Raw genomic sequence first — 21,094 nt, 5'->3', positions numbered from 1 at the left:
CGACAATAGATTTAAAAAAATATTATAATTAGATTTTGGAACAAGGAACAAGAGTAATTGATCTATAAAAGATTACTCTCAAGTAGGGTAGAAGATTTGAACATAAATTAGTGCTTATGTTTTGATATCTTTCTAGATTCTATCAAGTCGAGAAAATAGAAAAGATAAGTCCTCTCGTTAATTTTTAGGATCCAAGGTATATATGATTCTTTCTTTGTTTTGACAGTAATCTCAAAACCGCCTTTCTCTAGTGCCTTTCTCAAAGTTTCAGCATTCAAATTGGGATTACATACAACTTCCCTATTGTAATCATAAGGTGTTGTGAGCACAAACATGGACTGAGGCTTTAGTAAATTGTAAACTACGGATAACATTTTTTGAATCGGGAGAAATTCCACTATGTTTAGCCCAAATACTAAATGGAATTTTTGATTTTTGAATGGTAAAGAAAGTAAGTCACATACAAAAAACTCTACGTTTGTAATACCTGCTTCAAGGGATTTCTTCTTTGCCTCAACCATGAAGGAGAAGGAGGAATCAATTCCAAAGACGAAGGAAAACTTCTTAGATAGCTCGAACGTTGAGAGCCCTAAAGCACAGCCTAGATCCAAGGCTATGCCTTCAGGCTCGTAACTGATCCCAGTTGTCAATTTCCTGTATATATCAGAAGGTTTTATCTTCCATCTCAATAGATGCAGGAACTTGTCGCTTTCAAAATTTTCATTATGCAGCCATTTATATGTTTGAAAATATCTGCCATCGATTTCGTACCTGTTTTCGGCAAGAGAATTTTTTTCCAGTCTTGCGGATACGTCCTTCAAAAAACGCTTCATTTCTTCACTTCTGCTGATAGAATACCACCTGCCAAAAGTCGATAATCGCTGGGAAGAGTATTTGACAAAATCCTTTACAATTATGGGTACACCTGAAATTATTGGAAAGGTGACTTTACACTCTGGGCATTTAAGGAAGCCTTCTACACACTCATTTTTATTATCTGAATCAATAACAAAAGGATCTAGTTCTAGAGGATAGACTCGGTCATCGTGATTTATACAATACAACAGTTTAAAATTAAATAATGAGGACTTCAATAGGTATTCTTTTTATTGAGGTTATAGATACCTTCGCCTTAATCTAGCGAAGATTTACGGTTTATTTTTAAATATGCTCCAGTGCTAGTTATTAATCTTTGGTTTAGACTATTCTAAATTGTCTGTCATTTCGAACTAATAGCTCGCGTCGAAGAAAAAAAGAAAGAACAAGGATCATTGTACTCTCATTAATGAATCATTTTAGCAAATAAGGTAAGGCTATGGACAAAACAACCACGATTACCATTCCATATGTAACTATCTTTGAAGAATACTTCAGTAAGCCCCTTTTATTTTGAGTTTTTTTGTCTATCAGAGAATTGTATAATTGACCACCGTCCAGAGGTCCTATTGGAAGTGCGTTAAAGATTGCAACATTGAAGTTTATGAACCATAGCCAAAAGAAGAGATTCGCGGGTATTGTGTAGTAGGAACCAAAAATTGGTGAAGTATACTTATCAGCCATAAAGTCAGAAAAGGGTACCATTCCTTGCACGAATGTTGGAGGTGCCAACAATCCCAGTGGTGATGTAAACACCATGGTGTTATACCTATCCAATACTTCTTTTGGATCAGCTATAGGAGTAATTGAAACGCCCAATATCCCCTTTCCTGGCTCACGTTGAGCTGGTAACGTTGCATCTTTAGTTATTTGTTGACCTGACTCAGTTATTACCTCTATTGTCACCGACTTTCCAAGGTTATTATTCAAGTTTTCGTTAAGCTGTGTTGGATCACGTATTTGCGTGTCCTGAATCTGTTGGATAGTATCTCCCTTTTGTAGTCCTATGGACTCTGCGAGAGATCCTGAATTCACATTTGTGATTACTACTCCGTAGAGATCAGGGTCTATCGGTTTGGTGATAATTAGACTTGATGTTATTAGTAGAATTGCAATCAATGAAATCGCTGCAAGCAGGATATTTGTCATAGGACCGGCAGTCAGGATTGAACTCTTTTGTTTCATAGAAATTCCATTTAGTTCATCACGTTCAATATTTACAAAGGCCCCTATGGGTATACCCAAAAATAAGACTAGACCAGTTGATTCAACTTTTACTCCGTAAACACGAGCGATTATCCCATGGCCTGCTTCGTGAACAATTATTGTAATAACCAAAGCAATCCAGCCCTCCCAAATTGGTAAGTATGGATTTAATCCCGGAATTAACAGATTGGCCTGAGGGCCAACACCTCTTGCTCCTTCTCTAATAGTTTCGCTAGAAAATAATGCGGCCACACTACCAACTATTAGGAATAATGCCATGATGGTAATTAACGGCATCAAGTAGGTGTTAAATTTAGCATAAAATCTCGCAGCTCTGGTTTTTGCGATCCTGTCAAAGAACCTTAAACCATAAGGAGTATGAATTAAAATAAGAGGTAAATGAAGATCAAACTTTATTTTTGATTGCTGTTCCAACTGTGGTTATTGAACATTCTTATTATTTAAATGCATCATAAGAAGAATTCATGACACTCACCAAACGGGAAAATCGTTAGACTATTCTAAAAAATTTGACTGTAACTATATGGTACGAAAAAAGTCATTTGATTGGGGATTATTTAGTTTTTCACTCTGACGATCTTAACTCTATCTAATACCTTCCAGTATTCGACCTCTCCACCCTGGGTTATTTTATCTCTAATTTCATCTTCTACAGCCGATGTCTCAAATACCTCGAATGTTTCTAAATCCATGATTTGTAAGACTTGTCCGGATATCGAAATAACTTGCCCATTTCTCTTATCAATTAACGGAACCTCTACACTTGCCGAAACCGGAGATACAAGACTATGTCTTGATCCATCAAATACACCCATAGCCGCTACTCGGGCTTTGGCGGAACCATGCTTACCTGGCTTGCTATGATCATAAGAGACTATTCTGCAAGGTTCTCCATCTATTATAATATAAGACCCAACTTTCAAACTACCGAGGTCCATAGGTTTACTCAACTATAATCAAAAAAATTCATATGAGATACATATTTAACAGTTATGATTCATGACCGTGCCATAAGTAGTTATGACAACTTGAATACTTCTTACCTGAAGCGAAGTGTTAGAGTGTGGTTTATTGTTCATCGTTGATCTTTCAGTTGCACTTAAACTATGAAAGGTATCAGGAAATAAAAACACAATTCAATCAGTGACATTAATTTATCCCTTTAATTTTTATAATTGCTAGTGCAAAAGTCATATGAAAAAAGCTCTCAGCATTGCAGGAAGTGACTCATCTGCTGGGGCGGGAATCCAGGCAGATCTGAAGACTTTTTCGGCCTTGGGCATTTATGGTGCTACGGTAATTACTACCTTAACGGCTCAGAATACTAAAACAGTATCTGATATTTTTGTGGTCCCTCCAAAGTTTTTTGAAAATCAATTAAGAACTACACTAACAGATATCAAACCAGATGTAATTAAGATCGGCGTCCTATATGATAGATCTATAATCCAGATAGTGAAAGATGAGCTAGCAAATTGTGAAAAACCCATAATAGTCGATCCCGTTTTGTATTCGGGCACCGGGATTAGATTACTCGATGAGAGTTCTTTTGAAGCATTCAAGCAAAATATACTTCCATTGGCTAACGTAATTACACCAAATCTGAAAGAAGCTGAATTACTGAGTAATACCCGAGTCAAATCTACCAACGACTTGTCTAAAGCTGCTCGTTACATATGTGACCTCGGTGCAGAAATCGTCATAATAAAGGGAGGTCATTATAATAGGATGAATAATGAAGTTTCTGACTTTTACTACAATTTTTCCAGAGCTGATTATCATAAAATTTCGAACCCTAGACTTCCTGTAACAGAGACACACGGTACGGGTTGTAACTTTTCATCTGCAATCGCATCATATATCGCAATGGGTTGTGAGCCCAAACGCGCCTTTATACTTTCAAATTCCTACGTAAACAGAGCACTGAGAAATGCACTAAAAGTCGGTAACGGACTACTCGTCGCTAATCCCATCTCCCAGATTTACAATAATTCTGAAAAGTATGAAACCCTAATTACCTTGCAGTCCAGTGTTGAAAATTTAGAACAATTGAATTATTTTTCATCGCTAATCCCTGAGACTAAGACTAATTTTGTTTACTCTATACCCATTCCTCGTGATTTATTTGATGTTGCAGGGGTAGTTGGTCGGATTACTAATTATCAAGACAAGATTCGCTCCCCCAACGTAGTTAAGTTTGGCGCATCAAACCACGTAGGTAGGGCCCTTCTAGTCGCCAATAATTTTACTCCATCAATTCGATCGGCGATTAATATAAAATTAACAGATAGGCTCTTAGAGATTTGTAAAGAATTATTTAAGTGTTCATTCTATGACCGAAAATATGAGCATGTAGATAATGCAATGAAAGAAGGAACAACTATTCAGTGGGGTGTAAAGGAAGCCTTCAAAAGAGAGCCAAATCTAGAAGTAGTATTTCACTATGGGGACATAGGAAAAGAACCGATGATACTAATATTTGCAGAAACACCTAATGGAATTTTAACAAAAATAGACGAAATCCTAAGAATTTTCAAAAAGATCTAATGTTATAAATAATCAAATGGCATTCATACCATTGTGAAAGCAGTCATATTAGCTGGTGGATTAGGTACTCGTTTACAACCATATACGTTTTTTATTCCAAAGCCTATGCTTCCTCTTGGAAATAAGCCTTTATTAGAATATCTAGTAGAATGGTTAATCAAATCCAAAAAAATAGATCAAATAGTTATATGTGTCAGTTATTTGCACAGATCTATCGAAGATTATTTTGAAGATGGTTCAAGATTTGGGATAGAAATTAAATATTCAAGGTCAGATAGACCCCTTGCCACCGCTGGGCAGTTAAAGACTGCTGCAAACCATTTAGAAGATTCATTTGTTTGTTTGTATGGCGATTCCATATATGAGTTTCCACTAAATGAAATGATTGAAAACCACATTAAGGACAAAGCATTCATTTCGATGGCCTTGACGAGGTACAAGACTAACCTCAAATATGGTTTCATCGAGTTGGACGGTAGCGAAAAAAAGCTTGTTACTGACTGGAAGGAAAAACCAGAAATATCAGGGCTAATAAACATTGGATGTTACGTTTTTGAACCTGAATTTTTGAAAATAATTCCATCCTCAGTATCTTTTGGAATGGATGAAGCGGTTAGATCATGTATCAAGAACAAAAAGAAGGTTAACTCATATATTGTAAAAGACGGTAGCTTTATGGATATAGGGGACAAGAAATCGTATCTAGAGGCCTATAAACAATATGTAAAAAGATTAGGAAAGATCTAGACTAGGATTGCTCCTTTCTTGTACTAAAACCAAGTAAATAATTTTTGTAGACTGATGGATACTACTATTTTTTCTTGACAATCCTAACTAAATTTTTATGAAGAGATGCATATACAATTCAAAAATTAATTACATCGGAAACCATTTTGAAGGTATGGGTCGAATACTTAAATGACTTTATAAAAGGTACTGTTCCTATAACTTGAATATTGGTCAATTTTTCTATGAAATGAGGGGTATTTAACTCAATAATAGTCGGACGAGTAGGCATCTTGTTGACCACTATACCCCTGATAGAAATACCGTTGGCTAAACATAACTTGACAGTGAGCATTGTATGATTAACCGTTCCGACCTTAGGAGTTGTTACTATTATTACTTCCATATTTATCATTTTTATAAAATCTAAAAGGGAAGAACTATTGTTCAATGGTACCAGTAAACCCCCTATCCCCTCGATCAAAAGGTAATCGTAATTTTTATTCATGTATTCGTATTTCTCCAATGCATAATTCAGATCTACCTGACTCAATCCCAATAGGTCTGTGGCCATATAAGGCGAACAAGGTATTGGAAAATAGTAGGGGTTTACGTTTTTTTCATCCTCATTTAACCCTATTGATTTACACAGAATTGCGACATCTTTAGACGAGTATTTCTTTGAATAAGGTTTTATGCCAGTTGCGAAAGGTTTCATAACCCCTAGTCTATTTACCCTTTTTGAAAGCTTCCACCCCAGAGACGCAGTAACCAATGTTTTTCCAACATCGGTATCAGTCCCTATTATGAAGATACCTTTTGACACCATATAGTCAAGGATTTTTAATTACTTATTATCTATTAGATTTAGCCCTTAAGCCCCCTAAATTTCAATTTGCAGATCTTTTTTCGGTGTAAATCAGTGTAAATAGAAATATAAAAAAGGTTATGCAAATCTAGCAGAAAATTGTTAGCAAATAGCGGGATCTAAAAATCAATCAATGGAATACGAAGTATAAATCTATATTGTATCTTCTTATTTTTATTCAGAATATTGAAAGGAAATAATGATAATATTTTTAGTGAAGAAGAAAAAGAATCATTTTATAAAGTAATATTTTCAAGACGTGATGTCCGAAAAAATTTCGTATCCAAACCTATTCCTGACAAAGTGTTGTACAGGATCCTACTAGCTGCTCATCATGCACCTTCAGTAGGTTACTCACAGCCTTGGAATTTCATCTTGATAAGGAATATCACCACTCGAAAATTGATAAAAGAATCTTTTCTTAAGGAAAGGTTAAAGTCAATAGATCTCATCCCCGAAAAAGATGGAAGAAGAGAAAAGTACTTGAATTTGAGACTTGAAGGGATTTTAGAATCCGACCTCAATATATGCATAACATACGATCATGAGAGATTTGGTCCCTTTGTTATTGGAAGAATGACGATCAAAGAAGCTGGAATTTATAGTGTGTGTTGCGCAATCCAAAATTTATGGTTAGCTGCTAGAGTTGAGAATATAGGAGTTGGTTGGGTGAGTATCATTGACAACAAGCTCCTTGGCAAAATCCTGAAACTCCCACCGAATGTGAAACCTATTGCATATTTGTGCCTTGGTTATGTAAAGGAATTTGAAAATAGACCAGACTTGGAGACAAGCAAATGGCTCGACCGGATACCCTTGAGAAAGGTAGTCAATTTTGAGAATTGGAATAATGAATCTAAAGAAACTGGCTCCTGGACAGGCTTTTTCGACTTATTAAGTAAAAATTATTAAGTTTTAATTATAAAGTATAGCATCACTTAAACGAATGCGTTACCTTATTCTAAACTCGATAATAACTATTATAGGATATTAAAAAAATTGTGGTATAACAGCAACCACTGATCATTTTCGGCGCTTCAAAACAATGATTTGAAGATAACTTCGCCTGTTGGATTTATTTATCCTTTTTGATCTTTGCAAACGATCCTTTTATCTCGTTCGACTAATTTAAATATTGCTAAAATTTCACGCTATTGATAAATATTGCAATTATTTCCATAAGTTTTACATTATTCAATAGCAAATTAACAAAAAAGTGCCGGAGGCGGGATTTGAGCCCGCGACCTTTCGATTATGAGTCGAACGCTCTGACCAGGCTGAGCTACCCCGGCAAGCCCAGCTCTGATATCTATAAGCAAATCATGTAAAATACATGTATAATATATTCTAACCTAACTTAATGCGAGAGAAGTATTGTATTAAATATAAACATAAAGTAGAAGATGCCAATCTTTCCATTATACTAACAAAAATGTAATCCTGACCAAATTGACATTTCTTTTATTTCCGTGATTTAGCAGTATCAAAGAAAATTCATATTATTAAGTTTTGATTAATTTGCCGGCGCATTAAGATTATGAATTTAGCATAAGCATCCTCTGGAAATGTTAAGGTATAAACGACTCCCCCTTCTTAAAATAATCGAGCTACAGTCAGGTCATTATAACCATCATAACCAGTATCCATGGACAAGAAAAATGATCTTTATAAATCAAATGCATAAACAAATCTTCTTGGATTTACAAAATTAAGCGATTAATCTGTTTTACTTATATTTAGATTTTCAAATAGTTTCCATCTGAACGTGTTGGTTTTAGTTTCACCACCGTCTCGTAACTTACACGCAGTTTGAAAACTCAGAATAAACTTTTAATAAACCAGTCGTAAAGTTTCTTTAAAAAGATTTGGATTATAATGTGCCTATTAGATTTGCTGGACTCTCTCTGAAAAATCCTGTTATGGTTGCATCTGGAATTTTAGGATTATCTCATGACATATTTGAAAGACTGGACAAGTCTGGTGCTGGGGCAATAGTGAGCAAATCTATCAGCGCCTCACCTCGCGAGGGCTACAGAAATCCAACCGTTGTTCCGTTGGAAAATCAGAACTGGTTAAATGCTGTTGGTCTGGCTAATCCCGGGGTAGATGCATTCGTGCAAGAGATATCCAACAACAAAGCCCCTCTTTTTGTAAGCATCGTAGGCTCTTCAGTAGAGGAATTTGAAACTATTGTTCAGAAATTTAGTAAAATGAATATACTAGGATTTGAACTAAATCTGTCCTGCCCACATGTGGACAAAATGGGAATGGAAATTGGTGATGATCCTAAACTAGTAAATGCGATTGTACGATGTATTAAGAATCAATCCAAGAAACCTTTGATAGTTAAAGTCGGTTTGGGAAAGTCTGATATACTCCAAATAGCAAGGATTGCAGAAGAAGCAGGGGCTGACGGGATCACCGCTATAAATACAGTGCGAGCTATGAAGATTGATATAGAAAACAAGTGCCCAGTTTTGGAAAACAAGATAGGCGGGTTATCCGGAGCTGCACTAAGGCCCATTGGAGTTAGATGCGTTTATGAACTCTACAAGATTTTAAAAATTCCAATAATTGGTTGTGGGGGAATCCTCTCCGCCTCGGATATGCTTGAATACATTATGGCAGGAGCTTCTGCCATACAAGTTGGAAGCTTTATGGCATATAAAGGAATCAACTCTATAGGCAAGTTAGTTACCGATTTAAAACACTACTTGAGAATAAATAATTATAATAAATTAGAGGAGATCGTTGGTATTGCCCACAAATAAGAATATTATGAGAATAGTTAAGATCACCAAAGTTGTAACTGAGACACCAACTGTAAAGACATTTAGTTTTGAAGACATACTATCAAGTAAAGCAAAACCGGGACAGTTTCTGATGGTTTGGATTCCTAGAAAAGAGGAGATCCCTCTGAGTGTCATGATTTCCGATTTGGAGAATTCAGCAGCCATTACAATTAGAAAAAATGGTCTTGCATCTACGTCTCTTTTTAACAAAAAGTTGGGTGATAAGATTGGTATACGTGGGCCTTACGGAAATTCTTTTACTGTAAAAAAAGGTGTGAAAAACATTGTTCTTATAGGTGGTGGTACAGGATTAGTCCCTTTAGTCAGATTAATTAAAAATATCAAAGATATAGATTTAAACATAACAGTAATAATAGGAGCTAGAACAAGAAGTGAACTATTTTTTCATGATTTTATTTCTACCCTTTTAAAAAACAAAGTCCACAATTTGTTAATCTCAACCGAGGATGGAACAGAGGGGAAAAAAGGCTACCCTACAGACGTTCTACAAGATCTACTCGCAAATGGTCAAGAGATCGATCACATTTATACATGTGGACCGGAACTAATGATGAAGAAAGTATATGATTTGTCTTTAACAAGAGGCCTCCCTTTGGAGGCAAGTATTGAACGGTACATGAAATGCGGAATAGGATTGTGTTCCAGTTGTAGCATAAATGACAAACTCGTCTGTGTAGATGGTACGGTATTTAATCACGACCAGATTTCAAAACTTCCTGAATTTGGAGTTTATTATAGAAATAAAGCAGGTATTTTAACTAAATATCTCACTGGATAACTCAGTCATCAAAAAGGAGCAGCAGCTTTCTTGTTTAATTGTTGCATCAAGGCAACAGTTTTTGATAATATTTTTATATTCTGATCATCGTCTATTTTATATAAGTTGTCATCCATTTCGATTTCTTCAGGTAATAAAATTAGTGGCATAAACCAAATCAAAGGGATCAGAAAATGGAATACTCTTTATCATAATGGCGTATGTTTTCCACCAGAGTATGAATTTAAAGGCTTAACTTTTAAAATTAGAGGTGAAATTTATCCTCTTAATAGAGACCAGGAAGAATTAGTTTATGCATGGGCCAAGAAAAAGGATACTCATTATGTTAAAGATTTAGTTTTCCAACAGAACTTTTTGTCAGACTTTAAGAAGCTTTTACCAAAAGACGTACTACATAACGTAACCAGTATAGAGGATCTTGATTTTAGGGAATTCTATAGTTACGTAGATGAAGAGAAAAGAAAAAAAGAGAGGGAGAAGCAGGCTTGGAGAGAGTTACCAAGAGAAGAGAAGAAAAAGATTACTTTAGAAAAGAAAAAAGAGAAAGAAAAGTTAAAGAACTTTTACGGTAAGGCAGTTGTAGATGGTATAGAGGTTGACGTTGCGAATTGGCTTGTGGAACCACCGGGTCTGTTTATGGGAAGAGGGCAACATCCACTTAGAGGTAGGTGGAAACCTAGGGTTAGACCTGAAGAAGTGATTTTGAATTTGGGTGAGGACGCGAATGTTCCTGAAGGCCCATGGCAAAAAATTATTCATGATCATTCATCAACATGGCTAGCATCTTGGGTTGAAACTCTTACGGGAAAAAGAAAATACGTTTGGCTTCATGATTCTGCATCTATTCGTCAAAACAACGATAAGGCTAAATACGATAAAGCCATGAACCTAGAAAAGTATATCGATAAGATTGAAAATGAAATCATAAGAAGAATGGGATCAACTGACCCCAATCAAAGGAAAGTTTCAACTGTTTGTTATCTTATAAATAAACTTGCTATGAGAGTCGGTGATGAAAAGGATCCTGACGAAGCCGACACAGTTGGGGCAAGTACGCTTAGAAAAGAACACATAACTTTTGGAAGAGATCCATCTGGTAATAAGGTCCTCGAATTTAGTTTCCTTGGAAAAGATAGTGTTCCTTGGAAAAAATCAATTTTGATCGATTCACCAGATAAGTTACTACTTTATAAAAATTTGGAATTGTTTTTGAAAAATAAAAAGTATTTAGATCCTGTTTTTGATAACATAAATTCAATGAGAGTTAATGCTTTTTTAAGGAATCTTGATCCTAAAAATGTACCAGGTTTAACTGCGAAGGTGTTTAGAACGTACATTGCAACAAATACGGTAAAAGAATCTTTGCGTAACCCGCCAATTAAATTGAATAAGGATTCTTCAGAATTTGAAAAAACTTATGTTGCAAAATATGCAAACTTACAGGCAGCAATTACATGTAATCATAAGAAGGGGGTCGATCCCAAGAATCCAAATGCGATATTAGCCAACCAACGATTCGAAGAATCGATAGAAAAAAAGATTTCCACGATAAAATCACTAAAAGAGGATTTAAGGTCAAAGAAATGGAAGAATGAGAATCAAAGAAAAAAGCTAGTAGATAGAATTCAAAAATTGGAATTTCAGTTAAGATTGCAAAGAGATACGAGAGAATACAACTTGGGAACATCATTGCGCAATTATATCGACCCTAGAGTTTATAGATCTTGGATGAATATAGTAGGTCTTGAATGGAAAAAGCTGTATACTAGCACTCTGCAAAGAAAGTTTCTGTGGGTTGATTCAATTAGTAAAAAAGAGCTAAAATCATATTTTACTGTTTAAATAATTTGGACCAGAAGATTATTACTTGGCTTGCCATGAAACAAGATTGAGAGTTAAAGCTATCCTAAACAACAGTAAGAATGAAATTCTTTTTTATGGTTTCTATGATATTAAACATAGAAGATCACTCAAGCTTCCAGAAGGAATAGTTGAGTATGGAGAAGCGCCTGAGATAACCTTAAAACGCTTGATGCGAGAGATTGCAAACATTGAGGTGGAACCATTAGCTTTACTTGGAGTATACACGAAATTTGATTCAGCCTCCAAGAATAATTGTGAATCAGGCCATGTGATTACATTAGTATTTGTCTGTCTAATTTTGGATTTCAAAAAGGGAATCAATGAAACTAAAAATTCACAAACTTGTCTGTGGTTAAATAAAAAGGCTATAGAATCACAGTTTTTGATGGAAGAGACCGATAACAAAATTCTAAAAGATTACGTTGCTTGGAGGATTGACAAATCAACTTTCTGGACCAACAAGAGATACTGATTAATGTTAAAGTATCTTACAAGGTAAAGTCTCGAATAGCTGCAATAGCTTTTTCTGTTAGTTTTATAGTATAAGCAGAAGCATTATCTGAATGTATTTTAGATAATTTATCTAAAAAATTTGTTTTGTCCTTGCCCCTTTCAAACATACCACCTGATTCTTTTATACATAGAGGAAATCGTTGAATTTTTAATCCCTTTGAGAATAAGTAATCCATAAATTTCAAGTAACTTTTCGTATCGAAATAGTCCCATTTTTTCTCCTCGCATAGCATAATCCATACGTCAATTGAATTTTGAAAAAAGGCCTTATCGCGTAGCTCTTCTAGGCTCACTTTATTTCATAGGTCATAAAGAGATTTAAATCTTAATTTGTGAGTAATCTGTCATTAATTTGGAACCTGGACCTGAAATTAGGTCTAATTCCGAGTGAAGTATAATCTCCTGTAGAGCAAGAAAAGCACAACTCATTATTGTCCAATCCAATTCCTTTTGCCAATGTGAGATTGTCATTATAGTATACGCTATCAGCTCCAATTATTTGAGCCACTTTTTTGCCTACTTTAGTTGGATTATTTTCAGTACTTGCTACCTGGTATGCAATTAGTTCTTCCTGTGATGGAAAATCTATCCCTGCATAGCATGGATAACTGATAGGTGGATAAGTTATTACCATTGATATTTTTTTTGCACTGGCATGTTTTACAGATTCAATTATGGCCCTGGAACTCGTGCCTCTTACTATGCTATCATCAACAATAATTACATGTTTATTTTCAATTATTTCTCTTATGGGCAAAATATTCTGATTAATCTCCTTTCTATCTTGAGTAAGCGGTTCTATGAAACTCCTCATTGGCCCCTTTTTACTATATCTGTCCTTTAAGAGACCTTCTTCAAAGGGAACCCCCAATTTCAGTGCATATCCAAGGGCAGCGGGCCTTGAAGAATCTGGAACAGGAATGACCACGTCAGCATCAGGAAGAGGAAACTTTTCTGCCAGAAATTCACCTATTTTCTTTCGAGCAAGGTAAATGTTGATACCTTCCATTATAGAGCTAGGGTGAGCAAAGTAAGTAAACTCAAAAGCACAGTGGGCATGATTTGACGATTCTGAAAAACGTTCGGATGTCACACCATACTTATCAATTCTTATCAACTCTCCAGGCTCGACGTCTCTTAATAATACCGCTCCTATTGTGGAAAGAGCACACGACTCTGAAGCAATGATGTAGGTGTTTGTATCCTTATGGTACCCTAAAACAAGAGGTCTAAATCCCTTTGGATCTCTAGCGGCATAAATCGTATTTGAATCTGTAACAAAAGTAAAACAATACGAACCCACCATCTCATTTTTTAAAATGGCCATTGCTGATTTCATGTCATCTTTTTTCTTTAAGAGACCTACCAAGCGTTGGGCAGCAACTAAGGTGTCCGTCATATTTTGAGGCGTGAACGTACAGCCTCCAACCATGTTTGATAGTTGCTCAGCGTTAGATATAGTACCGTTATGGGCTACACAAATATCTTGGACCTTTAGAGGTTGGGCATTTTCCAAAGAGCTTGATCCAAAAGTAGAGTATCTAACATGCCCAATTGCAATATTGGATCTGTATTTACTTATTATCTTCTCAAACTCATTAGCAGAGCATGCAACCAACCCAGTTTTCTTGTAAGGTTGTTTTCTTGGTATAGCAAGTCCCCAAGACTCCTGACCTCTGTGTTGTAGTGATCTAAGACTGTCTATTAAATACGGGATAACATTTGAGCCGTCAAGAGAGTATATGCCCACCACTCCACAATTTTCATGAACCATTAGAAAATAACCCTTCGTAGATCTTTCTATTTAATATTTCATCGAGCTCCAAAAGAAATCTTTTAAATATTAAAGTGTGAAATGGCCTAAGAAACATGTTCAAATACATTATCGAGGCTAGTTTCATAATTTTTTGATACCTGCTCCAATCCAATATTGAGAACATCATCATTGCTGTTCATTATGATACAACTCTTTTCAACTTTGGTTGATCCTATTTCTGAATATGTCACATCAAAATTTTCTAAAATACTTTTAACCCTTTCGGAATCTCGGGTGGTAAAAATAAAACGATCATGGGTTTCAGAAAAGATCAAATAATCAATTCTAGAACAAGAAGAGGGAATTTTATCGGCTTGGATAATGAAACCAAGGTTAGAATGTATGGCCATCTCAAGTAGAGTCACAATCAATCCACCTTTAGAACAGTCATGTATTGATTCAATCAGATTTTCTTCTCGCAAAGAATGTATTGCTCTAATAGTTTCCTTTAATACTCTAAGATTGGTCTGAGGCACATTCCCACCCACTAAATTCAAGCAATATTCAAAATATTCAGAACCTCCAAGCTCGTCTCTAGTGACACCTATAATAAAAATAGACTCACCGCTGCGATAATTTTGATATCTTATTTTTTGTCTTGAATCCACTATTCCCAACATACCAATTACAGGTGAAGGTTTTATTGGGCCAGCAGATGTTTCATTATACAAGCTCACCTTTCCTCCAACGACAGGAATATTCATAACATTACAAAAATCGCGTATGCCTTTGATTGTTTGAAGAAAAGACCAAAATATTTCCTCATTTTCTGGATTACCAAATTGAAGATGATCCACAACCCCAAGTGGATCAGCGCCTACACAAGTAATATTTCTCAATGCTTCAGATAAACAACCTAATACTCCCTGGTAGGGATCCAAATAACATTGCTTTGAATTACCATCTAAAGTGAATGATAAATATTTGTCTTTGGATAGTTTAACTAAAGAGCTATCTGCCTGCCCAGGTTTGGCTACTGTTCTAAGCCCTACCTCATGGTCGAATTGTTGATAAACCCATTTTCTGCTGCAAACAGAAGGGTTAGACATCATCTTAAGAACAAGGTCGTCTATCTTTTCGTTAATTGGCGGTTCATTGAAAGCTTCACGTATCTTAACCAAATACGATGGTTCTCTAGAAGGTCGATCTAATAAAGGTGCATGCGCTACAAGCTTTGCAGGCAGATGCGCAACTATCTTACCGCCTTTTGTGATTGACAACTCCCCTCCTTCAATAACCTGACCAATGAAGGCGTAACGGACGTTGTGTTTATCAAATATTTCACAAAATTTTGATTTGTTTTTCTCGCTTACAATGTAAAGCATACGTTCCTGAGATTCAGAAATCATAATTTCCGAATCGGTCATATCACTTTGTCTTAGAGGAATTTTTCCTAATTCAACTTGAAATCCTTTGTTTAGATTATCTGCAGTTTCAGACAAACAGCAGGATAATCCCCCACCGCCCAAATCCTTCATCGACGAAATACAGTTATTTTCCAAAGCTTCCATTGTGGCCTCTAATAATGTCTTTTCTAAAAACGGGTCTGGGATTTGAACAGCCGACCTGTTTTCCTCATCAAGTTCTTTGGATGCAAATGAGGCTCCATGAATTCCATCTACTCCGGTAGTATTTCCACCCAAAATGAGCCAATCACCTGGTTCAGCTTTGTTTCTTACAAGTTGTGATTTTTTTGCAAGACCAATCGATGCTACATCAACCAAACAGTAGTTATTAAAGGACTCATCAAATTCTATTTCACCCCCTAATGTGGGTATTCCCATACAATTACCATAGTCAGCAATTCCTTTTACAACATTCTTAAATAGCCAACGATTCTTTGACCTAAATTTTGAAGTTTCATCAATGTTTCCAAATCTAAGAGCATTATACAATGCTATTGGACGCGAACCCATTGAAATGATGTCGCGAAGCACACCCCCAACTCCAGTGGCTGCTCCGCCAAATGGTTCCACGGCCGATGGATGATTATGACTTTCAATATGAACAGTAACAACATATCCGTCCCCAACATCTACAACTCCGGCATCATATCCAGGACCTATTACTACATTATTTCCTTTAGTAGGTAATGATCTGATATGTATTTTGGAGGATTTGTATGAACAATGCTCAGACCATTCGACCCCAATAATATCTTGTTCGAGTTCATTTGGTTTTCGACCTAATTTTTCGACAAGATATTCATACTCTTTTTCGTCAACGGTACCCATAAAAACCACAACGTTTTATTTCATCAAGTAGTTGACCAATGACTTGAAGATCATAATTGAATCTGCACTGTATCCGTCTGGAACCAAGTCAATATCACTACCCCTTTCTGGATGAGGCATCATGCCCATCACGTTTCCCTTTTCATTGCATACTGCCGCAACGTTTTCCATTGATCCATTAGGATTATTATCCGATGAGTATTGAATTGCTATCTGATTGTTTTCTCGGATATTTTTCAAAGAAGCAGGGTCTAAGACAAACTTACCTTCTCCGTGTGCCACTGGAATCCAGAGTCGCTGCTTGTTTTCGAACAAGCAAGTAAAGGGTGTTTTATTGTTCATAATTACTGTATTTGTCCACTTACAAACAAATTTTAAGGAATCATTTTGAATAAGTGCTCCAGGTAATAGCCCTGCTTCCACCAGGATTTGAAACCCGTTGCAAATACCTAGAATAGGAACTTTATTGTCTGCCAAATCGATAATCTTGCTCATCAATGGACTATGAGCAGCAATAGCGCCTGCACGCAATCTATCTCCATATGTAAAACCACCAGGAATAATAATACCATCAAAATTTCCGATTGATGACTTGTGCCATATGAATTCAGCTTCAATGTTCAGGATAGATGTGAGAACATGGAAAACATCCCTGTCGCAATTACTACCAGGGAAAACGGTAATCCCTATTTTAACCAATACTAATAATCTTAATTTATTTTATAAATTCTTATTCCCAAAATAAACAGAGGAAATAATATTATTGCCTGATCAGAACAGCATTGATTACGCCATCTTGTCCTGGTCTTGAAACAACTCTCGCTAAACCAAGTTCAGTCTCCAAAATAGAGCCTTTACTAATTACCCCTCTTCTTTCAAAATCTTTGTTGGCTGGATTTTTTGTGACCCTCAAAATTTTCGCTTTGGTCGTTTTCTTGGCTTCTTTGTCACTCACATTAGCATACTCTGCAAATTTGAAAGCAACTTTTATGTTATTGCCCCGGACCCTACGAACAACGTTTTTCGGCTCCCCAACAATTGCTTCGTTAGGATATCTATCAATCTCATATTTGCGACGCGTACGATTAGGAATTATTCTGCCACCAGTATACTTTCTTCCTGCAAGATTTTCGATAGACTTACGCACAACTAAAATTTATGCAGACGATAATTAAGTGTTTTTCTTTTCTATGTTCTTAGGCTGTGAAAGAAGACTTTTCTTGAGCATTTTTAAATCACTTATGCCGAAATAACTATTGAACTTTTCAGTCGTGCTGTAAACTTTTATTCTTCCAGAACTCTTAAACCGTATAAACTCTTGATCCTGAAGTTCTTTCAAATGATAATAAACTTTTGAACCTCGAATTTCAAGCAATCTCTTTGTTGTTACCGGTTGCTCAAACGCTATATATGACAGTGTCTTTAATACAGAGTTAGAAATTTGAGGTCTGTTTGAAAATCTTTTTACGATTGGTGTATAGGAAGGCTTTAACTGAAATACATAGCTGTTGTCCTCTAATTTCGCAATTTCCAATGCCTTAAATGTAACCCTTGTTTTGTTTATTAATTCGGCTAGTAAACGTTTTACCTTCTCTTTAGAATCAATTCCAGAAGCATTAACTAGCTCCTCAAGAGTAATTGGACGTCCTGCAGAATATAATGCTGCCTCTAGCCTAGCTACAACTTCATCATTTGGTAATCTAGCCATTGAACCTAATCACCTAATTTCCTTGAAATCATAATTATCCTATCAGGCTTCATTGATACTGAATTTTTCATAACTAAATTGGAATCCGAATCGTCAGGTGCGGGTTTTTTCTCATCATCTGAAGGTTCAGTGAGAATCTCTATCTTTCCTTTCATACACAAATATAACATTGCAATAAAATATCTGGCCGCTTCCAGTTCGTTCATATCTTGAACCAAATCATTAAACACTATTTGTTTTTGCTGAAGCAATTTTTGTGCTAACTTTATTTCAAATTCCTCAATAACTTTTTCAAACTTGATAAGGTAATCTTGAAAGTCTACTGTTTGAATGGGTTCCAACCTAACTTGACTTTTTCTTGTTATTGGATTGGTCAATTCTGTTATCATGTTTTCCAAGATTGATAATAGGTCTTCTAAAGATACAGGATATGTAATCTCCTGTCTAAATGGCATGGTCAGATTTGAAATGTCAGGAATAGGTACTTTTTCTTTAAGGCCATTGTCTTTTTGTAATTCTGCGTTGGAGGAGCTCTTATTTGCGATTTTTTCTAATCTAAATATAGACTCTACCTTAAGTCTGTGTATTAATGTTGAAGTCAAAATGGCCACTCCACATAACCTCAGATCCTTATAACTTGATGATGTAAGTGTAGACAACAGGATCTCGAGAAGTTTTACAATATCAATTTTCCAGACGTCATCTCTTTGTATCAGAGCTGGATTAAACAGCAAATTCAATGGAGGTTGTGAGATTTTTTTCTTTGTAGAAAATTGATGTTCTTCCTTGGAGGCCACAACCATTCCTTACTAAAATATATTAAGGTTAATTTATTACATTCGACGATTCTTTTGCTCATTGGTTCAATAATATTTTCTCAATGACTCTTAAAACATTGTAAGCGCGGTTAGATCATTACAAGTTAAAAAAAGGTAATATAAAATCAAACACGATCCATAACATGCATTATTGGTATGGATGCATAGACACACCCTTCAAAGAATATCGAGATCACCTGCGAAAATTCCGGATAATTACTGATACAATCCAAGTAAAAAGAGATCTGGGTAACATGATACCAGACAAGTCCTGGATGCTATACTTGTTGGAAATTTTCAATATACAGAAACGGGCTGTGGAGTTGAATTTGATTTGCCAATTCGATGGGCAAAATTACTTTGAAGCTATTTTTGGTGGACGCAACCAGTATAGATTCAGAAAGGTATTGCCTCAGGTAGGAAATACGTATTACAGAGAGATTACATTTAAGGACAAGGAATCTACCATCGAATATTATCTAAAGGATGTGGATATGGATGTTGAAGAGATCTTTAGATTAACTGTGAATAAAGAGTTATTTGCATTCCAGTTTCATCAATGCTTCACCGGGATTGAATGGTGGAATAGAATGAGAAATGAACCCTACAGAATAAGGTATGAAGCACATATTTCTAATTTGATGTACGGATACAATGATGATCTTAAAGACCCTGATTCTAAGACATTCTTTCCAATTGGAACAGTTTATGAGAATAAGGATGGTAACGCAAATTCATATCCCATAAACCTAAAAATGTTGGATAGGGTTAACGGATGTATTTGTTATATAGTAACATAGTGGCGTTATTGCTTCTCTTGTAATCAGAATGAAATCCCGATTATGGGTTGTCAACTCGGTTGGATGCTTATTTTTTAGAAATGGTGAAAGATAAATTAGGTAATTTCAAATCACTAAAGAGATCAGGGTATAGAATATGACACAAGATCTCGATGCCAGTTATGATTCTTGGACTTGGTTTGCTAAAAAACGAATTAAGATAAAGATCCATTTACTTAAATAATACTAGCTATTTAAACAAACTAGCTATTTATGACTCTGAAAGTAGTATCATCATCTTTATCAGACTATTATGCAAAAAAGGAATTTATTTCCAGTCCAATATACCGCAATTTTATAAACAGTCTAAACTCCCCACAAACAAAAAGATCCTATGCACATTCTCTATTTCATTACTATCTTAAAAGACCAGAAAACCAAAACTTAACCCTAGAAGAAATTATATCAAAATCCACCAAAACAATAGAATATGAAATTATCGAGATTCTGTATGACATGAAAGAACGTAGAAAATTATCCTATGCTACCATATCCACATTCTTGAGTGTCATAACTCACTTTTTTCAAATCAACGATGTAATGATCAACGCTAAAAAACTAAAAAAATTCAGGGGTGAAAATATTGCAAAGTTTGAATACAAAGCCTACACTCATGAGGAAATCGGTCAATTGCTTTCACTGATGGATGAAAGGGGTAAGGCTGCCGTTTTGCTTATGGCCTCTAGTGGCATGAGGGTGGGAGCTTTACCCGAACTAAAACTAAAGCACCTAAAAAAATGGGTTATTGCAGGAACTAACGATTATCTATATCAAATAACAGTTTATGCTAACTCTCCTAAAGCCAGATACACTACTTTTTGCACTCCTGAATGTGCCAAAGCCATTGACTATTATCTTGAATTTAGAAAGAGACATGGTGATAATCTAAGACAGGATCAAGATGGCAATTGGACTCCTGGTGACTCTTTTCTATTTATCAAAAACTTTGACAGAAATCAACGAAATTTTTTGGGAAATTTACCCCTTCAAGCAATATTCAAACTAGGCGTAACTCCTAGAACCATAGCACATTCTATAATCACAAGATTAGAGGCTATGGGAGACAGACAAAGACTAGTATTGCTAGAGGATCAAGTATCCTCATTATCAGAACGCCAATCCCTATACTCTCAACATAAACATGAAAAACATCCTTGTCATTCTTTGCGTATATTTGCAGTAACAAACATGCAAAGGGCTAAACTTGATAAAACTATTCGAGAGATGCTGGTTGGTCATAGCACAGGCCTTGACAAATCTTACTATAAACCTCAAGATGATGAAATCCTTTCCGAGTATCTTAAAGCAGTGGACCTTCTTACAATCAGCAACGAAAATAGACTCAAACGACAACTAGACTTCTACAAACAAAGAGCAGACAAACTAGAGATGATGAACTCGGAAATAGAAGCTATAAAATCAAGATTAGGGATAAACGACAATTAATAATCAATATGTTATTCCTGTT

General features: G+C 35.6%; 20 protein-coding genes and 1 tRNA gene. 9 read left to right on the top strand and 12 right to left on the bottom strand.

Annotation, left to right across the window (positions count from 1 at the left end; all coding sequences use genetic code 11):
- Nucleotides 1–107: 107 nt before the first annotated feature.
- The 3 genes from NFRAN_RS00415 to NFRAN_RS00405 all read right to left on the bottom strand — a co-directional run bounded on the left by NFRAN_RS00415 (nt 108) and on the right by NFRAN_RS00405 (nt 3,041).
- Entirely contained in the window at nt 108–1,094 is a 987-nt protein-coding gene (locus NFRAN_RS00415; RefSeq protein ID WP_134482564.1) for a class I SAM-dependent methyltransferase, read from the bottom strand.
- Between the two features lie 196 nt (nt 1,095–1,290).
- A complete protein-coding gene (locus NFRAN_RS00410) occupies nt 1,291–2,517 on the bottom strand; it encodes a site-2 protease family protein (protein ID WP_134482563.1) in 1,227 nt (408 codons plus the stop codon).
- A gap of 143 nt (nt 2,518–2,660) precedes the next feature.
- Nucleotides 2,661–3,041: a translation initiation factor IF-5A gene (locus tag NFRAN_RS00405; protein WP_172602367.1), complete on the bottom strand. Its 381-nt coding sequence runs from the start codon at nt 3,039–3,041 to the stop codon at nt 2,661–2,663.
- 256 nt (nt 3,042–3,297) lie between these two features.
- On the opposite strand from NFRAN_RS00405, the gene thiD reads away from it, so the two are divergent.
- Nucleotides 3,298–4,650: a bifunctional hydroxymethylpyrimidine kinase/phosphomethylpyrimidine kinase gene (gene thiD, locus NFRAN_RS00400; RefSeq protein ID WP_134482561.1), complete on the top strand. Its 1,353-nt coding sequence runs from the start codon at nt 3,298–3,300 to the stop codon at nt 4,648–4,650.
- A gap of 33 nt (nt 4,651–4,683) precedes the next feature.
- Entirely contained in the window at nt 4,684–5,397 is a 714-nt protein-coding gene (locus NFRAN_RS00395) for a nucleotidyltransferase family protein (protein ID WP_134482560.1), read from the top strand.
- Between the two features lie 118 nt (nt 5,398–5,515).
- Here the strand turns inward: NFRAN_RS00395 and bioD are convergent, their stop codons facing one another.
- On the bottom strand, nt 5,516–6,205 hold the full coding sequence (bioD, locus tag NFRAN_RS00390) for a dethiobiotin synthase (protein ID WP_134482559.1): 690 nt from the start codon (nt 6,203–6,205) through the stop codon (nt 5,516–5,518).
- 225 nt (nt 6,206–6,430) lie between these two features.
- On the opposite strand from bioD, the gene bluB reads away from it, so the two are divergent.
- Complete coding sequence (gene bluB, locus NFRAN_RS00385; protein ID WP_134482558.1) at nt 6,431–7,156, top strand: 5,6-dimethylbenzimidazole synthase; 726 nt, start codon at nt 6,431–6,433, stop codon at nt 7,154–7,156.
- Between the two features lie 305 nt (nt 7,157–7,461).
- On the opposite strand, the gene NFRAN_RS00380 is transcribed toward bluB, so the two are convergent.
- A tRNA-Met gene (locus NFRAN_RS00380) sits at nt 7,462–7,536 on the bottom strand.
- Nucleotides 7,537–8,121: 585 nt separating this feature from the next.
- On the opposite strand from NFRAN_RS00380, the gene NFRAN_RS00375 reads away from it, so the two are divergent.
- From NFRAN_RS00375 to NFRAN_RS00360, 4 genes are all read left to right on the top strand, one after another.
- Nucleotides 8,122–9,015 carry a dihydroorotate dehydrogenase gene (locus NFRAN_RS00375; protein WP_197731078.1) on the top strand — a complete coding sequence of 298 codons (894 nt, stop codon included), beginning with the start codon at nt 8,122–8,124 and terminating at the stop codon, nt 9,013–9,015.
- Nucleotides 9,002–9,835 carry a dihydroorotate dehydrogenase electron transfer subunit gene (locus NFRAN_RS00370; RefSeq protein WP_197731077.1) on the top strand — a complete coding sequence of 278 codons (834 nt, stop codon included), beginning with the start codon at nt 9,002–9,004 and terminating at the stop codon, nt 9,833–9,835. The genes NFRAN_RS00375 and NFRAN_RS00370 overlap by 14 nt, the downstream gene beginning before the upstream one ends.
- A gap of 105 nt (nt 9,836–9,940) precedes the next feature.
- A complete protein-coding gene (locus NFRAN_RS00365) occupies nt 9,941–11,677 on the top strand; it encodes a DNA topoisomerase I (protein WP_232037898.1) in 1,737 nt (578 codons plus the stop codon).
- Nucleotides 11,678–11,723: 46 nt separating this feature from the next.
- A complete protein-coding gene (locus NFRAN_RS00360; protein WP_172601994.1) occupies nt 11,724–12,170 on the top strand; it encodes an NUDIX hydrolase in 447 nt (148 codons plus the stop codon).
- Nucleotides 12,171–12,186: 16 nt separating this feature from the next.
- Here the strand turns inward: NFRAN_RS00360 and NFRAN_RS00355 are convergent, their stop codons facing one another.
- From NFRAN_RS00355 to NFRAN_RS00325, 7 genes are all read right to left on the bottom strand, one after another.
- Nucleotides 12,187–12,504, bottom strand: coding sequence for a hypothetical protein (locus NFRAN_RS00355; RefSeq protein ID WP_134482556.1), 318 nt, complete (start codon nt 12,502–12,504; stop codon nt 12,187–12,189).
- A gap of 32 nt (nt 12,505–12,536) precedes the next feature.
- Entirely contained in the window at nt 12,537–13,985 is a 1,449-nt protein-coding gene (locus NFRAN_RS00350) for an amidophosphoribosyltransferase (protein ID WP_134482555.1), read from the bottom strand.
- 86 nt (nt 13,986–14,071) lie between these two features.
- Nucleotides 14,072–16,261 carry a phosphoribosylformylglycinamidine synthase subunit PurL gene (purL, locus tag NFRAN_RS00345; RefSeq protein WP_134482554.1) on the bottom strand — a complete coding sequence of 730 codons (2,190 nt, stop codon included), beginning with the start codon at nt 16,259–16,261 and terminating at the stop codon, nt 14,072–14,074.
- Nucleotides 16,262–16,276: 15 nt separating this feature from the next.
- Nucleotides 16,277–16,960, bottom strand: coding sequence for a phosphoribosylformylglycinamidine synthase subunit PurQ (purQ, locus tag NFRAN_RS00340; RefSeq protein ID WP_134482553.1), 684 nt, complete (start codon nt 16,958–16,960; stop codon nt 16,277–16,279).
- Between the two features lie 61 nt (nt 16,961–17,021).
- A complete protein-coding gene (locus NFRAN_RS00335) occupies nt 17,022–17,408 on the bottom strand; it encodes a 30S ribosomal protein S8e (RefSeq protein ID WP_134482552.1) in 387 nt (128 codons plus the stop codon).
- A 24-nt stretch (nt 17,409–17,432) separates the two neighbouring features.
- Entirely contained in the window at nt 17,433–17,969 is a 537-nt protein-coding gene (scpB, locus tag NFRAN_RS00330) for an SMC-Scp complex subunit ScpB (RefSeq protein WP_134482551.1), read from the bottom strand.
- Nucleotides 17,970–17,974: 5 nt separating this feature from the next.
- Nucleotides 17,975–18,766, bottom strand: a complete 792-nt coding sequence (locus NFRAN_RS00325) for a hypothetical protein (protein WP_134482550.1) — start codon at nt 18,764–18,766, stop codon at nt 17,975–17,977.
- Between the two features lie 164 nt (nt 18,767–18,930).
- Here NFRAN_RS00325 and NFRAN_RS00320 point away from each other — a divergent pair, with 164 nt between their 5' ends.
- Complete coding sequence (locus NFRAN_RS00320) at nt 18,931–19,587, top strand: hypothetical protein (RefSeq protein WP_134482549.1); 657 nt, start codon at nt 18,931–18,933, stop codon at nt 19,585–19,587.
- A gap of 252 nt (nt 19,588–19,839) precedes the next feature.
- Nucleotides 19,840–21,072 carry a hypothetical protein gene (locus NFRAN_RS00315; RefSeq protein ID WP_134482548.1) on the top strand — a complete coding sequence of 411 codons (1,233 nt, stop codon included), beginning with the start codon at nt 19,840–19,842 and terminating at the stop codon, nt 21,070–21,072.
- Nucleotides 21,073–21,094: the final 22 nt, after the last annotated feature.

It is taken from the genome of Candidatus Nitrosocosmicus franklandus (assembly GCF_900696045.1).
In the GTDB taxonomy this organism is placed as follows: domain Archaea; phylum Thermoproteota; class Nitrososphaeria; order Nitrososphaerales; family Nitrososphaeraceae; genus Nitrosocosmicus; species Nitrosocosmicus franklandus_A.
Note: the sequence above shows the minus strand (reverse complement) of the source record. Positions and strands in the feature narration are given on the sequence as shown.

Bases quoted from the DNA above. Each gene is read 5' to 3' on its own strand.
- thiD (WP_134482561.1), top strand. From the start codon at position 3,298: ATGAAAAAAGCTCTCAGCATTGCAGGAAGTGACTCATCTGCTGGGGCG.
- NFRAN_RS00320 (WP_134482549.1), top strand. From the start codon at position 18,931: ATGCATTATTGGTATGGATGCATAGACACACCCTTCAAAGAATATCGA.
- bioD (WP_134482559.1), bottom strand. From the start codon at position 6,205: ATGGTGTCAAAAGGTATCTTCATAATAGGGACTGATACCGATGTTGGA.
- NFRAN_RS00315 (WP_134482548.1), top strand. From the start codon at position 19,840: ATGACTCTGAAAGTAGTATCATCATCTTTATCAGACTATTATGCAAAA.
- NFRAN_RS00350 (WP_134482555.1), bottom strand. From the start codon at position 13,985: ATGGTTCATGAAAATTGTGGAGTGGTGGGCATATACTCTCTTGACGGC.
- scpB (WP_134482551.1), bottom strand. From the start codon at position 17,969: ATGGCTAGATTACCAAATGATGAAGTTGTAGCTAGGCTAGAGGCAGCA.
- NFRAN_RS00405 (WP_172602367.1), bottom strand. From the start codon at position 3,041: ATGGACCTCGGTAGTTTGAAAGTTGGGTCTTATATTATAATAGATGGA.
- purL (WP_134482554.1), bottom strand. From the start codon at position 16,261: ATGGGTACCGTTGACGAAAAAGAGTATGAATATCTTGTCGAAAAATTA.